The organism is Photobacterium rosenbergii (assembly GCF_033022775.1).
GTDB lineage: Bacteria > Pseudomonadota > Gammaproteobacteria > Enterobacterales > Vibrionaceae > Photobacterium > Photobacterium rosenbergii_A.
In genome coordinates, this window is the sequence record NZ_JAWJZI010000001.1 from 275810 (window position 1) to 289967 (window position 14158).

Here is a 14158-nt window from a genome sequence, read left to right on the forward strand (position 1 = left end):
AATTTGACAAGACCACACCCAAACAAAATTAGGCCAAATTGAAATCAGGATGTGATTCACTCTTTCAAAGAATGATTTTACTCAATCCCACATAAACAACTGGGATTTATTGCACGATTTGATGAAAAAACGGGCACCAACTGGCGCCCGTTTCATAGATTCGTATCAGGGATAAGACAAATTATTCCTGCTCGTCTTCCGACTCAGCTTTTTTAGCCTCAGCTTCACGAATAGCATTAGCCACCATCATAATCGCTTCACCGCTGCTAATCCCCTGTGCCATCAGCTCATGAATTTTTTCTGCCGCTTCTTGTTGCTGCGCGTGAGTCAGTGTCGGAGTGTTGTTAAACATAAATCATCTTACCCGAAATAATAGAGCGCATAGTTTATTGACTTGCGCTCTTGTTGTCACCTGCTAATTATCGTTAGCCTGGACGTCCGTCTACACGGGGTTCAGACAAAATGGGATAATACACTGCCGTAAAAATAGCGAACGAGAAGGCCCATAAGCCTGCTGAAACAACATATGCCTGAATTGTCAGTGCTGGATGAATAGCAATCAACAACGTGCGGGATAGAGTCGCCAGTACCAACGCAGCAAAAGCAACTACCATCAGCGGTTTAATCTGTAACGCTCTGCCTGTATGGCCTAATGACACACGGGCAATCATCGCTAAGATCATGCAGCCGATCCCACCCACCGTTAGAGTATGTAAAGCTAAGCTATACCCCACACTGTCTGACCAGAAATGCAGCCCTAGTAATAACATACCAATCACCATGGCCAAGTATGCAAAATGAAGCAACCATAGCAATGGGACTTTTACCGTAGATAAGCTGCGCCAACGGATGAAACGGACTAAGTTCATCAAACCTGTAACCACAAGCAATGTCGGTAGGGTGAATGCAGAGATGGCTGCTGGAAGAGGTAAAAGTACATTTAGCAACAGCAACCAACTAGGTACTAAAGCTGCATATTCCAACCATTTAATACGTGTTATTTGCTCAGTTTGAGTACCGCGCCACGTAAAGAACGGAATTACCCGGCCCCCAACCACAAGTACAATCACACTGATAACCATAACTGTTGCAAAAGAAACCGTTCGCAATGGAGTGTGGATTAATCCAAGAGCAATTAGGTGGAATAAAGCGTTTAATACTGTCATCAATATGATTAACGGGGCAAAAAACAAATTGTTCCATTGACGACGTATGATAATCGGATGAGCTAGAAACCCTGCAGCCAACGGCATCCAGGTTAAATCAATCAGCATCCAAATTAGATGAGGCGAACTTGAAAACATCGCCAATCGTGAGACTAACCAAAAAGCAAAGATGACCGCAAGCTTCCACCCTCTAACACCTGGGTTACCCGTCCAATTTTGAACCGCCGTCAGCAGGAATCCTATTATGATGGCTCCGGTAAAACCAAACAACATTTCATGGCTGTGCCACCAAACAGGGTTGCTGTACATGTAACTGGCTAAGGAAACATTCCCTGCCCAGAACAGCCCCCAAAGAAGCATAGAAACGACAGACAGTAAGCTAGCTGCTAGAAAAAAAGGTCGGAAGGCTAAACGAAATAACGGCAGGATCTTCTGCTCTTTTTCGCTATCAAGAATTTGCATCATGGTTTCATCACCCACTTTAAAGATGCATCAATAATACACCTTTAAAGTTGCAATGAAAATACATCTTTATATCTAACTTAAGATCTCCAAGAAAACCAATTACATTTCAGAATGCTCTACTGGCCTCGTTATACTTTGAATATCACGTACCGCGATTTCACCCTGCCATCGGCTATGGATTATACCGACACTTAGCCAATAGCGCCCATCAGGCAGGTCAATATCTGGCAGCGTTGTAGGTAGCTTACCATCGACATTTTCCGTCCATAACGGCGTCCATGACGTATCATTGAGATCATAAATATTCATTGATAACACAGGAGATGGGCATACCTTATCTGGTAAACCGTTTCGCTCTATGCGCCAATTTTGACTATCAACCCAACCAATTCGTTGCTTATTTTGAGGACGGGTTAAGATCACCCAGGTTTTATAGCTCTCCTCACCGTCAGCACTGATAATGATTTGATATAAGCCTTCACTGCTTGCTTTTTCTAATCGCTTGGTTTCAAGGGAAAAGTAGCCACCTTTATCCGTTTTAGGTGTAGCTGATAGGATTGACTGTTCAGGCCAACGAATAAAATCAATGTTGGTAATACGCTGTTCCGAAGTCCCCGTAATCACAAGGCGAGGCAAAACCTGGTTCTGGTTTTGGACCATTTCTCGCTGAATGACTAAAGTGGACAGCCAAGGCGGTAAAGCGGTTGTATCAAGGCTACGCCCACAATCTTCAGTAATCGCAAGCTGGATTAAATCATTAAGGTTGTTCTGCTGTTCAATATTCGGTGACTGCTGCCAAGCTTGCACCATAGCGCCAAAACTCTCATTGGTTTTACCCTCGAGTAATTTTTGATGGGCCAAAGTGAACACATCTTGCGATACAAACCAATTAGCAAATGCATTCGGCGCCCACAGCGCCGAATGCAAAACGAAAAGAGAACAAGCGATCGAAAAATGAGACATCTTATGCCGATTTCATTCGATAGCCCACACCACGGAGGGTCTCAATCTCAATACCTGGAAGCTTCTGTCGCAACTGTAGAATATGGGTATCTACAGTTCGAGTTGTCGGGTAATGGTTATAACCCCATACCTGATCAAGAAGTTCATCACGGGTAAACACACGCCCCGCATTCTTTGCTAAAAAGACCAAGAGTTCGAATTCAGTACGCGTTAAAGTGACAGCGTCACCCCCCTGAATTACCTCACGGCTATCCAGATCAATAGTAATATCGCCAACTGAGACTGAATTACTCGGTGCAGCCTCTGGCGCACCTGAACGAAGGTGAAGACGAATGCGAGCCAATAACTCTTCCTCAGCAAAAGGCTTGGTGAGGTAGTCTTTAGCACCAGAATCTAAACCAATGACTTTATCTGACACTGACACCATCGCCGTCAGCAAAATCACAGGCACATGTTTAATCTTCAACCAGTCACCCAAATAACTCAAGGAGTCACCCTCAGGTAACTGACGGTCAAGTACAACGAGATCAGCCTGAGCCCACTGCTCAGCAACATTCGACGCGCAATCAGCATATAGGCAGTGATATCCTGCCCCTTTTAAGCTCTCGAGTAAACCATCAGCAAGGTTGCGGTCATCTTCAACCAGAAGCAGAGTTTGATTCACACGGTATCTCCAATATAAAAGTGGTAGGAGGGCCAACTAACTTCATTCGTCCCCCCATTCTTCGGATCATCGATTCAACGATTGTAAGCCCAAGCCCTAGTCCGCGTTCGCTTACAAATGGCTTTCTTAATCTTGCCCAGTCTTTTGCACCAAGCTGACCGTTATCTGAAACGCTTACAATAAGTTTTCCGTTCGAATACGATGATGTTAATTTTACAGGCTTAACGCCATACTTATGGGCATTAGACAACAGATTGTCGATACAAGTGCCCAACCAATAAATATTTACATCTACAGGGCGATCCTCAGCAAGCTCCAGTGTTACCTCATACGGTTCGCTCAGGTACTCAACCCACTCATTAAACGAATCAACATGTTGAACACTCAGTTCCTGTTGATTCGCCTGTAAGTAATCTTTACTTGCCTCTGCAAGTTGTCTTAGGCGCCTTGAATCTTCAGTCAGACGCCTGAACTCATCATATAAGGTTTCTGGCAAGGCATCAAAATGTCTGCGAAACCCTTCTACTGTCATAGCCAAACTCGCGATAGGTGTTCTCAGTTCGTGAGTCAGGATCTGCAGCACCAACATCCTCTCTTGCATGGCCCGACGGCGAATACGCCATCGATAGAAAACCCAGCCAAATAACAAGCTTACATTAACAACCAACAACCCGACTAAAAGATAGAATGTCAGATGCGATTTATCTTCTTCTTCCCAACAAATATTACCGCTTTTCAAAATACAAAAACTGGTTGTATTGAGTCGCGTAAAGTTCACATCAAAATGGCTTAGAACCGGTGACCACCTTGGCTGATCATAGATGTTGTATTCGTTACCATTACGAATCCAAAGCTCACCATTTGAAATGAAAACTTCCGCTCCAGCGATATAAACCTGAATTTCATCACGACTCATTCGCTGCAAACGTCCCAGCACTGTATTCGTTGGTGCTAGGTCGCGTTCTTGAATATGGAGGAAGTCCCCTAATTTATCTTTTAAATCAGGATGCTTTTCCAAATACCTAAAGGCATAACTTCCTCCCCCTGGGTGGATATATCCCGCTCTTGCAAACCATCCGATAGGTAACACAGTGTTATTACAAATAGCACGTGTAAACACCAATGGCTGAGTGAGCAATGGCGTGACAGGCCACGGACCTTTACAAGTCAACGAACTGTTATAAAGCCGCTGAAGCGATTTCAGAGGATATGTCGCTGACTGCGGTAACAGAGAAGAAGGTAACAGCAGCTGCGTTGGAAACTGGCCTTGTAGCTGTCTGAAATCATACGTCGCTACTGCCTCGCTTGCCAACAGCTCTGCCCGAACACCATTAAGGCGCTCAGGTAAGTTCTCTGCCGACGCAGTATTTGTGCCAGTAAGCAGCAATGAGATCAGTAAGACGAATTTTTTCATAAGTGAAGTCTATCACCCCGCTATTGGAATATGTCAGGGCTTTGTCATTAGCCTGATGGATAAATGTGCATTCAAATCGCGTCTATCACCTTCGATATTCAAACGGCGATAAAAGGTGAGAACTTAATAATATTGGTAAAATATGTTAACTAACAAGCAATTATAGCTAATCCTTCATTGGGTTTAACTATATCCATACATTCCAGACAATAGAAAGGGAGCACATGGCTCCCTTTTAACTCGTTAGTTCTAGCTATCTCAGCAGTTAGATGTGCTCAAGGATCTTATTACAAGAATCTTTCGCATCACCAAACAGCATTTGCGAGTTCTCTTTGAAGAACAGTGGGTTCTGAACACCTGCATAACCTGTATTCATCGAACGCTTGAAGACGATAACATGCTTGGATTTCCACACTTCCAACACTGGCATGCCCGCAATCGGGCTGTTCGGATCTTCCATTGCAGCGGGGTTAACCGTATCGTTAGCACCGATAACCAAGACAACATCTGTTTCGCTGAAGTCGTCATTGATTTCGTCCATCTCTAGCACGATGTCGTAAGGCACTTTCGCTTCAGCCAAAAGAACGTTCATGTGACCCGGCAAACGACCCGCTACAGGGTGAATACCAAAGCGCACATCAACGCCTTTTTTGCGGAGCTTCTCTGTGATTTCATGAACAGGATACTGAGCTTGTGCAACCGCCATACCGTATCCTGGAGTGATAACCACTGAGCGCGCATCTTTTAGCATTTCAGCCACTTCTTCCGCCGATGCTTCCTGATGTTCGCCATGATCTTCATCGGCTGCAGCTGATGAGCCATCAGTACCGAAACCGCCCGCGATCACACTGATAAATGAACGGTTCATGGCCTTACACATGATGTAAGACAGGATGGCACCTGAAGAGCCCACCAAAGCACCCGTTACAATAAGCAGATCATTGGCCAACATAAAGCCTGCCGCCGCTGCTGCCCAGCCTGAATATGAGTTCAGCATGGAAACAACAACTGGCATATCGGCACCACCAATTGATGCAACCAAGTGGTAACCGAATGCAAAAGCGATCAAAGCGACGACGATCAGTGCAATTGTCGAACCTTCAGCCTTAACAAATGCAACCATCAACAAGAATGAAACCACCACCGCAGCCAAGTTCAACTTGTGACGGTGAGGGAGCATTAATGGCTTAGATGAAATACTGCCACGAAGCTTACCGAACGCAACCACCGATCCAGTAAAGGTTACTGCACCAATGAACACGCCTAGGAAAATTTCCACCAAGTGGATATTCAGCATTACCCCGCTAAGGTCGCCATGGTCAAAGTAGGTATTGAAACCAACCAGCACTGCCGCCATACCCACAAAGCTGTGAAGGATAGCAACCAGCTCAGGCATCTCGGTCATTTCAACGCGTCTTGCGTAGTACATACCGATAGCACCACCAATAATCATCGCGATAATGACCCACACAGTTCCCTGCGATTCTGGGCCAAAAATAGTCGCGATCAAGGCGATTGCCATACCGGCAATACCATAGTAGTTGCCCGAACGTGCCGTTTCCTGCTTAGAAAGACCCGCCAGTGACATGATAAATAATACCGCAGCAACAATATAAGCTGCTTGTACGATTCCTGCAGACATTTGTTACTCCTTTATCTATCTTTGCGGAACATTTCAAGCATGCGCTTGGTTACTGTGAAGCCACCAAATATATTGATACTGGCTATCAACACAGCAATAAACGCGAGGAAGGTGACTAAGCCACTTCCCTGCCCTATCTGCAGCAGTGCACCGACAATAATAATGCCCGAAATCGCATTAGTTACTGACATAAGTGGTGTGTGCAGCGCGTGTGTTACGTTCCATACCACGTAGTAACCCACCACACAGGCCAAGACAAATACCGTAAAGTGAGAAAGGAATTCAGCTGGTGCATAGTTAGCAACCCAACCGAACGCGGCAATACCCGCAGCCATAATGCCATACTTTTTAGCAGGCGAAGCTGGCTTCTCTTCCTGCTTAACAGGCGCTTCAACAGGCTTAGCCTCAGGTGCTGGCGCAGCAGAAACCTTGATTGGTGGCGCAGGCCAAGTCACTTCACCTTCTTTAATGACGGTCAAACCACGTAGGACTTCATCATCAAAATCGATGTCGATAGTACCGTCTTTTTCTTTACATAGCAGTTTGAACAGGTTGACTAGGTTAGTACCGTAGAGCTGGGATGACTGAGTCGGCAAGCGGCCTACCATGTCGGTATAGCCAATGACTTTGACCCCATTTGCAGTTGTGATTACTTTGCCTGCTTCAGCGTATTCGCAGTTACCGCCATTGGCAGCAGCCAAATCTACAATCACACTACCCGGTTTCATTGAATCAACCATTTCTTTGGTGATCAATTTCGGCGCCGGACGGCCAGGAATCAAAGCGGTAGTGATAATAATATCGACGTCTTTTGCTTGCTCTGCGTAGAGTTTCTCAGCCGCTTTATTGAAGTCATCAGACATCTCTTTGGCATAGCCATCGCCAGTCGTCGTGTCTTCCTTAAAGTCAACTTCAAGGAACTCAGCGCCCATCGATTCAACCTGCTCTTTAACTTCAGGTCGAACGTCAAATGAACGAACAATAGCACCTAAGCTTCCTGCCGCACCGATAGCAGCAAGACCAGCAACACCTGCACCAGCAACCAGTACTTTAGCTGGCGGTACTTTACCCGCAGCGGTTATTTGACCGGTGAAAAAACGACCAAATTCATGAGCAGCCTCAACAACTGCACGGTATCCCGCAATGTTTGCCATCGAGCTCAATGCATCCAGTGCCTGCGCTCGAGAAATACGGGGAACAGAGTCCATCGCCATTACATTGATTTTTTTACCAGACAGCTTCTCTAGCAAGTCTTCATTCTGCGCTGGCCAAATAAAACTGACTAAGCTTGCCCCTTCTTTGATCAGGTCAAACTCATCAACACCCGTTTGATCATTAACCTGTGGAGCATTTACCTTCAGAATAATATCCGAAGCCCACACATCCTCTAATCCAACAACAGTGGCGCCAGCTGCTTCATAGGCGGCATCATCAAAGCTTGCATGAATACCGGCACTCTGTTCAACAGCAACACTGAACCCCATCTTTATAAACTGCTCAACCGTTTTCGGCGTTGCAGCTACTCGCGTTTCATTTGCGAGTATTTCCTTAGGCACACCAATTTGCATTATTAATCCCTAAATTACGGCAAATAAGTAACAATTTTTTATCCAACCACAAACATAATATCAAGCGGTTTGTAGTCAGAATACAAAATAAAATTACACAAGCGTCGTTATGATTAACAAATGTTACCTTCTAACAGTAAGAAAATAACGCTTACAACACCTGGACAGAGGTCAAACCACAAATAAAATTAATAATGCATGCACTCAAGAGTGCATAAATCACTAATATTACTTGATTTAACTTTATAAATGCCCATCTTCAGCATCCTGAATAGTGTCTTTATCGTTTAAAACATCAATGGAATGAGGTTGCCCTGAAAGGAAAAACAGTCATCATTCCCTGATGAGTGTTGCACTACATACATTCGCTGCAGCTCTCTCTACCTTTCATCAATTACCCGCTAGCGGTAGAGATAACTAGCAGGTAAACAAAAACAAGTTAACCGAACATCTTGTCGCCAGTCTGTTCAATAAACATCTTTGCCTTGTTGATCATGAATGACTCAGCATCGGCTTTGGAAGACAACAAATCAGAACGGACGAATACATGCGTTTTCACTTCATCTCCGAACTGTTTGCAAATACGTCCGGCAATTCGAAATTGTCCCCCCTCGGCCTTTGGCTCCGGGTAGATCAAATATCCTTCATATTCAATCGGCTCTACGTCTGTAGCTTTAGTTTCTTGCTTACCTAGTCCAAATAATTTTGATAAGAAACCCACTTCAATTATCTCCAAAAAGCGTTCTGATACAGTGACATCTTGCCATAATCTAATAAAAAAAAATGAAAGCAAGATTAAATTCTTGGAAATCTATTACTAAAGCGCAGAACCCTCTGCCACAGGATGGGAGCGGCCTAGGGTGAAACCAATATTTTGCACAGCATTCAGATAAGCAAAATTTATCTTGTATGAGTTTTAAAATTGTAAATAAAGCTTCAAGCTTTGCAATCAACTGCAGAACGTTGTGTTTTGTTCTTCAGATACAAAAAAGCGCCGGTAATCCAGCGCTTTAGTATTCGAAACTCTCAGACTCTTAACGGTACATACCGATATCTTTCTGAAGGTGTACCGGTAAATCTGAAACATTATATTGCTTAGCTGTAGCCTTGCGACCAAAAGCAATATCAAATGCGTGTGCAATCAATCCTTTGAAATTTACCGCATAGGCTTTTTTGTCCATTGCGGTTGGGGTTGCGATGGTGTCAAAGTTCATTGCCTGTGCCATGATTGCCTCTCGTTTGTATTTTTATCAACTGCAGACATTTTAAGCTGATCAGATCACAACCAAAAATGACAATATTTCGACAGGAGGATTAGTTTTCCTAATGTGTAAATTATACGTTAAATTGATATCTCCCATTGCGAAATAACATGCAAGCCTTTTGAATAAATCTACAGTTATTGATTGATTTATGCTTGAGCGTCAATTTCCTTGCATATCACGCGGATTTCCCGTAACAATAACTCAACAAAAATATTTTCGGAATTGTGTGATGTTATCGTTTTTGGCTAAACATTCGTCTATTTTACTAATCGTTGCGACCTTGCTCGGTTTTCTATGGCCAGAGGCATCTCACGCTGTTTTCCCAACCCTTCCCTATGTTCTGTTCTTCTTGATGCTGTTTACCCTTGTTGGAATTGAACAAACATCTCTATTGAAAACCTTGAAACAAAAGCAATGTTGGGGATATGCGCTACTGCATAGCTTGGGTATGACGATTATCGCCGCTTCACTGGCTATTGCTTTTAATGCATCCGAGCCTTTGTTAATTGCCATCGTTGCCGTGACCGCTACAGGCTCTCTTTTCGCAACGCCTGCGATAGCTCGCTCTGTAGGACTAGACGCTTTATCAGCCATGGCCATGACCATAGCGACAACGTTGATGATGCCATTGGTGCTGTATATCAACCTGCTCATTTTTCAAAGTGATGGTTTCACATTAGATATGGCTAGCTATAGCCTTCGCCTGTTGATCTTCATTGTTTGTCCTATGGCCTTTTCAGCCCTTGTCTATCGCTTTATACCAAGACAAACCTTAAAAAGAGTGCACGGCAAGCTTTCTCATTTAACCATTATTCTCGTTTTTGCATTTCCTTTCGGCTTAATCGGCCCGTTCAGGGATATTTTTGATACCAGCCCTACTCTCGCTGGTCAATATTTAGCCATCGCTACGGGACTGTGCTTTCTTTTCTTCATCGCCATTGCTGCGCTCTATTTCCGCCAGGGAAAAGACGCAGCTTTGCTCACTGCCATAACCTCAGCTAACCGGAATGTCTTACTTACTTTTACCGTCGCGGGAAGCTACCTTGGCCCAGACTTTCTTATCTTGCTCGGCGCTCTTCAAATGCCAACCTATGCATTGCCTTTATTCATCAGATGGATAAACAACACCATTACAACTCGCGATTATTCACCTCAAACCCATCAACATAAATAACAAGCACAGGTGTTTTAACTGCTTGATGTCAAAAATATCAAATAAAGAAGTCTGATCTTCTTGCACGTGAATTTTCTTTTCCTTATAGTTCAAAAGAATTCTCAGGGCGGGGCGAAATTCCCCACCGGCGGTAATCCTTACACAGGAAAGCCCGCGAGCGCTTATATTTTGTTCTTTCAAGATATAAGGTCAGCAGATCTGGTGAAAAAGCATAGTCTTTCAGTCCAGAGCCGACGGTCATAGTCCGGATGAAAGAGGATCTCAGTACAGTACTTGTCTATCTCTATCAAAGAGACAAGGATTTTTTTATGCAGTGCTATCTCCCCCCGAGAGCCTTGTATATTTTTTCTTGCCGGTTGTTTGAGTGACTGTGCTTGCTGACTTTCCATGCCCTGATTCTGGTAAATGTTTATTTTAGGAGTTTATTACCATGAATCAGTCTCTACTTACCCCTTACGGCTCAGCTTTTGAACGCGTTGAAGCTGGCCTTGAAGCCATTCGCCAAGGTCGTGGCGTGTTGGTTGTCGATGATGAAGATCGCGAAAACGAAGGTGATATCATTTTCGCTGCAGAAACGTTGACCAACGAGCAAATGGCGCTGATGATCCGTGAATGTTCGGGAATTGTTTGTCTATGCCTGACTGATGAGCGAGTCAAACAACTCGAACTACCCATGATGGTTGAGAACAATACCAGCGCTAACCAAACAGGCTTTACCGTTACTATTGAAGCGGCAAAAGGTGTGACAACAGGTGTCTCAGCTGCTGATCGTGTTACCACTATCAAAACCGCTATTGCTGACAACGCCGTGCCTGCAGATCTGAGTCGTCCTGGTCATGTTTTCCCTCTGAAAGCCAACCCAGAAGGCGTATTGGGCCGTCGCGGTCATACCGAGGCAACCATTGACCTGATGCGCTTATCCGGCATGAAACCTTATGGCGTACTGTGTGAATTGACAAACCCTGATGGTACGATGGCGCGTCTGCCAGAAGTTATTGAGTTTGGAAAAGCGCACAACATGCCAGTTCTGACAATTGAAGACTTAGCGGCTTACCGTTTGGCGAAAGAAGTAGCAAATTCGGAGTCAGTTGAAACGCTAACAGCTTAACCTTTAGTTTAAAAGAAACTAAAAGAGTTATCTGCATATTGCCGAGTATAAGAAATACTCGGCAATTAAATACGACAAAATAATATAATTATGCTGCTGGCATAAGGTGCATGAGTAACGCCCAAGCTGATACCCACCCCGTTATAACTGCGATATCGCTCCAATCTTTGTTCATCCTTGGCTCCAGACTCTGACATATACACTCTGTCGTTATGACAATCAGGTATTCAACTAATTCACATAACGATAAATTAAAAACTATCTATTGTGATATAGCGTCAGAAAAGCCGATTTCTTTAAATAAAAAACCGGTGCGACGAAGCTACCGGTTTTTTATCGTTTGCATTTACAAGGCTATTTAAGCCACATCTTCCTGCTCACAATGACAAGGGATGTAATTAATCATCACCTCTTCAAACGCACCGAATGTCCCTCTGTGTCTTGCATACTCTTCAAAAGCATCAGCCATAGTAATGTTTAAAGAGATCGGGTCCACATTATGATTAACCAGCGCGTCGTACCCTTCTTTACCTGTTGCGGTATAACCAGAAGATACGGAAAGATAGACCGACTCATCATTGATATCTTCCCAGTTACCATTTTTATAGAGTTTTAACACCTCTATACGTTGCCCCTGAGGAGCGCAACAACGGTAGGTGTACTTCAAGCGGGATGTATATGGGAAGCTTCCGCTTCCTGTACCTTCAACACCGTTATCAATCGCATTATTAATCGCACCTTCTAGCGCGGAGCGAAGTTGCTTGCCACTCACCTCATAAACCATAAGACCAATTGCAAATGGCAGTAACCTACCAGAAATATCTGCAGCGGTAATGGGTCCAGCATGCAAAGATGCCCTTACGCCACCAGCATTGTGAATACCAAAGTCCACGGCATGACCACGTTGCCTTGAAGACCAAACGAAGCTATCAACAACCAAGGGAGCTATTTGACTCGGTCCAATTTGATCAGGCACACGGATATGACGGAGCGACTCTGTTAAATCAGCGACTTTTTGCGTTTGCAGCTCTCTTACCGCTGGTCGGTAATCTTGATTGAGCAGATTTTCAATATGAGGGTCTTTAATACAAAACCTAACATTGCCTTGGTCAAGAAGGTAGTTCTTAACCATCTGGTGAGTTGAATCGTCAAGGTGTTCACTGCGGCTAGCATCAACAGTAAACTGTCTGCCAAGCAACAACTGATTCTTACCTCCGACACTCGCGACTGTACCATCAGCATTGAAATCAATATCTAACTGTCCTAACGCAAGCGCGTTACAGCCCGCCTGTACAACACAAGTACCGTTGACCTGCACGGCATAATCATCAGAAGCGCTGAAACCAATATTACTGAAATCGCCTTGCATAGTATGGGTATGGCCACCGATGATTGCTCCTATCCCATCAATTTGAGCCGCAAGCTCTAAGTCTCGTTCATAACCAAGGTGACTAAGCACAATGACCTTGTTGATACCTGCCAGGCGAATAGCTTCAACAGTCTGATGGGCGACCGTGGTGACATTCAAGAACTGTGTATCTGGGTCCGGATTGGCAATGCCTGACATGTTTTCAATCGCCAAGCCAAAAATGGCAACGGGCTCCCCGTCGACATCTTTAATTAGGTACTTCGCATGCCCATTGTCGTTGTCATAAGCCATGACATTGGGTTTAGGGGACAATGGGTTTTGCTTATTTTGATGTTCCTGGGACAAATCCCAGTTGCCTGCTAACAGAGGGAAATTGGCTAAATCCATGAAATCAGCCACTACCTGGTTCCCCATGTCTAGCTCATGGTTGCCCAGTGCCATAGCATCAATACCAATCGCATTAAGTAAAACCGCATTGGCTGACCCTTTGTATAGAGAAAAGAATAACGTCCCTTGGAAACAATCTCCGGCATGAACAAAGAGAAAATCACGCTGTTGTAAAAGTGCCTGCTTTTTTACCTCTCTCACCGCGGAAGATACCCGAGCGAAACCACCACAACTCGCATATACCGACATTGGCGACTCTGAAGTGCCCAATGGTATCTGTAGCGCAATTGTAGATGGCTCAAAGTGTGAGTGAGTATCATTGATATGGGCAATAGTTAACTTTGCCGAGCGATGCTGTGTCATAAAGCGTTGTTGGCCTCCACATATTCAGAGCAGTTATCTTATACCAAAATCCGTTCAATCTCAGATTTTTGTAAGTAATTCCCTCTTCGTTACACAACAAAGAAGGAGTAGACTCACATGTTTTGCAGTTACAAAAAGACCATCGATTACTGGTACCGGCCATGGCGCTGCAAGAACTCAATCTTATAACCGTCAGGATCTTGGACAAAAAAGAACTTCGCTAGTAACTGCCCTTCACGGAAAAACTCTTTAATGTCAGCAGGTTCATAACCCAGCTCCGACATTTTTTGGTGCTCGGATTCAAGCTCATCAACAGCAACCGCGATATGACCGTAACCGCTGCCATGAGTGTAGCTTTCAGTGCCTTCATTCCAAGTGAGCTCTAGTTCCATATCATTCTCTTCATTACGAAGATAAACCAAGCTAAAGCCTTCAAAATCAAGACGTTCAGCGATATCCAGATCCAATACCTCTTTGTAGAATTTCAACGATTTATCTAAATCACCGACACGGATCATTGAGTGAATAATTTTAGCCATCTGACATCTCCTTGATAATCAATATGTTAGTCATTATATTAGCTGCTGACTATAGCAACTAGACACTGGAA

Annotated in this window: 13 protein-coding genes and 1 riboswitch; of the genes, 2 read left to right on the forward strand and 11 right to left on the reverse strand. The window is 44.2% G+C overall.

Annotation, left to right across the window (positions count from 1 at the left end):
• Positions 1-181 precede the first annotated feature (181 nt).
• The 9 genes from R2X38_RS01275 to R2X38_RS01315 form a co-directional block, all read right to left on the reverse strand.
• Entirely contained in the window at positions 182-352 is a 171-nt protein-coding gene (locus R2X38_RS01275) for a YoaH family protein (RefSeq protein ID WP_317520189.1), read from the reverse strand.
• A 73-nt stretch (positions 353-425) separates the two neighbouring features.
• On the reverse strand, positions 426-1631 hold the full coding sequence (locus R2X38_RS01280) for an NnrS family protein (protein WP_317520190.1): 1206 nt from the start codon (positions 1629-1631) through the stop codon (positions 426-428).
• Between the two features lie 99 nt (positions 1632-1730).
• Complete coding sequence (locus R2X38_RS01285; protein ID WP_317520191.1) at positions 1731-2594, reverse strand: DUF2861 family protein; 864 nt, start codon at positions 2592-2594, stop codon at positions 1731-1733.
• A 1-nt stretch (position 2595) separates the two neighbouring features.
• Positions 2596-3258 (reverse strand): response regulator transcription factor, encoded by a 663-nt coding sequence (locus R2X38_RS01290; protein ID WP_317520192.1) that lies wholly within the window; start codon positions 3256-3258, stop codon positions 2596-2598.
• The gene (gene vxrA, locus R2X38_RS01295; protein WP_317520193.1) at positions 3233-4672 is read right to left on the reverse strand and encodes a sensor histidine kinase VxrA; all 1440 of its coding nucleotides are present in this window, start codon (positions 4670-4672) and stop codon (positions 3233-3235) included. Before vxrA ends, R2X38_RS01290 begins: the two co-directional genes overlap by 26 nt.
• A 265-nt stretch (positions 4673-4937) precedes the next feature.
• Positions 4938-6314 carry a Re/Si-specific NAD(P)(+) transhydrogenase subunit beta gene (gene pntB / locus R2X38_RS01300; protein ID WP_317520194.1) on the reverse strand — a complete coding sequence of 459 codons (1377 nt, stop codon included), beginning with the start codon at positions 6312-6314 and terminating at the stop codon, positions 4938-4940.
• Between the two features lie 11 nt (positions 6315-6325).
• Positions 6326-7882 carry a Re/Si-specific NAD(P)(+) transhydrogenase subunit alpha gene (locus R2X38_RS01305; protein ID WP_317520195.1) on the reverse strand — a complete coding sequence of 519 codons (1557 nt, stop codon included), beginning with the start codon at positions 7880-7882 and terminating at the stop codon, positions 6326-6328.
• 439 nt (positions 7883-8321) lie between these two features.
• Positions 8322-8603, reverse strand: coding sequence for an HlyU family transcriptional regulator (locus tag R2X38_RS01310; RefSeq protein WP_317520888.1), 282 nt, complete (start codon positions 8601-8603; stop codon positions 8322-8324).
• A gap of 313 nt (positions 8604-8916) precedes the next feature.
• Complete coding sequence (locus R2X38_RS01315; protein WP_317520196.1) at positions 8917-9108, reverse strand: hypothetical protein; 192 nt, start codon at positions 9106-9108, stop codon at positions 8917-8919.
• Between the two features lie 268 nt (positions 9109-9376).
• Between R2X38_RS01315 and R2X38_RS01320 the strand changes: the two genes are divergently transcribed.
• Positions 9377-10321, forward strand: a complete 945-nt coding sequence (locus tag R2X38_RS01320) for a hypothetical protein (RefSeq protein ID WP_317520197.1) — start codon at positions 9377-9379, stop codon at positions 10319-10321.
• Positions 10322-10414: 93 nt separating this feature from the next.
• Positions 10415-10585, forward strand: a riboswitch (FMN riboswitch).
• A gap of 166 nt (positions 10586-10751) precedes the next feature.
• Positions 10752-11429 (forward strand): 3,4-dihydroxy-2-butanone-4-phosphate synthase, encoded by a 678-nt coding sequence (ribB, locus tag R2X38_RS01325; protein ID WP_317520198.1) that lies wholly within the window; start codon positions 10752-10754, stop codon positions 11427-11429.
• Between the two features lie 358 nt (positions 11430-11787).
• On the opposite strand, the gene R2X38_RS01330 is transcribed toward ribB, so the two are convergent.
• Both R2X38_RS01330 and R2X38_RS01335 read right to left on the reverse strand, forming a co-directional pair.
• Positions 11788-13548, reverse strand: a complete 1761-nt coding sequence (locus R2X38_RS01330) for a bifunctional UDP-sugar hydrolase/5'-nucleotidase (protein WP_317520199.1) — start codon at positions 13546-13548, stop codon at positions 11788-11790.
• 146 nt (positions 13549-13694) lie between these two features.
• Complete coding sequence (locus R2X38_RS01335; protein WP_317520200.1) at positions 13695-14087, reverse strand: VOC family protein; 393 nt, start codon at positions 14085-14087, stop codon at positions 13695-13697.
• Positions 14088-14158: the final 71 nt, after the last annotated feature.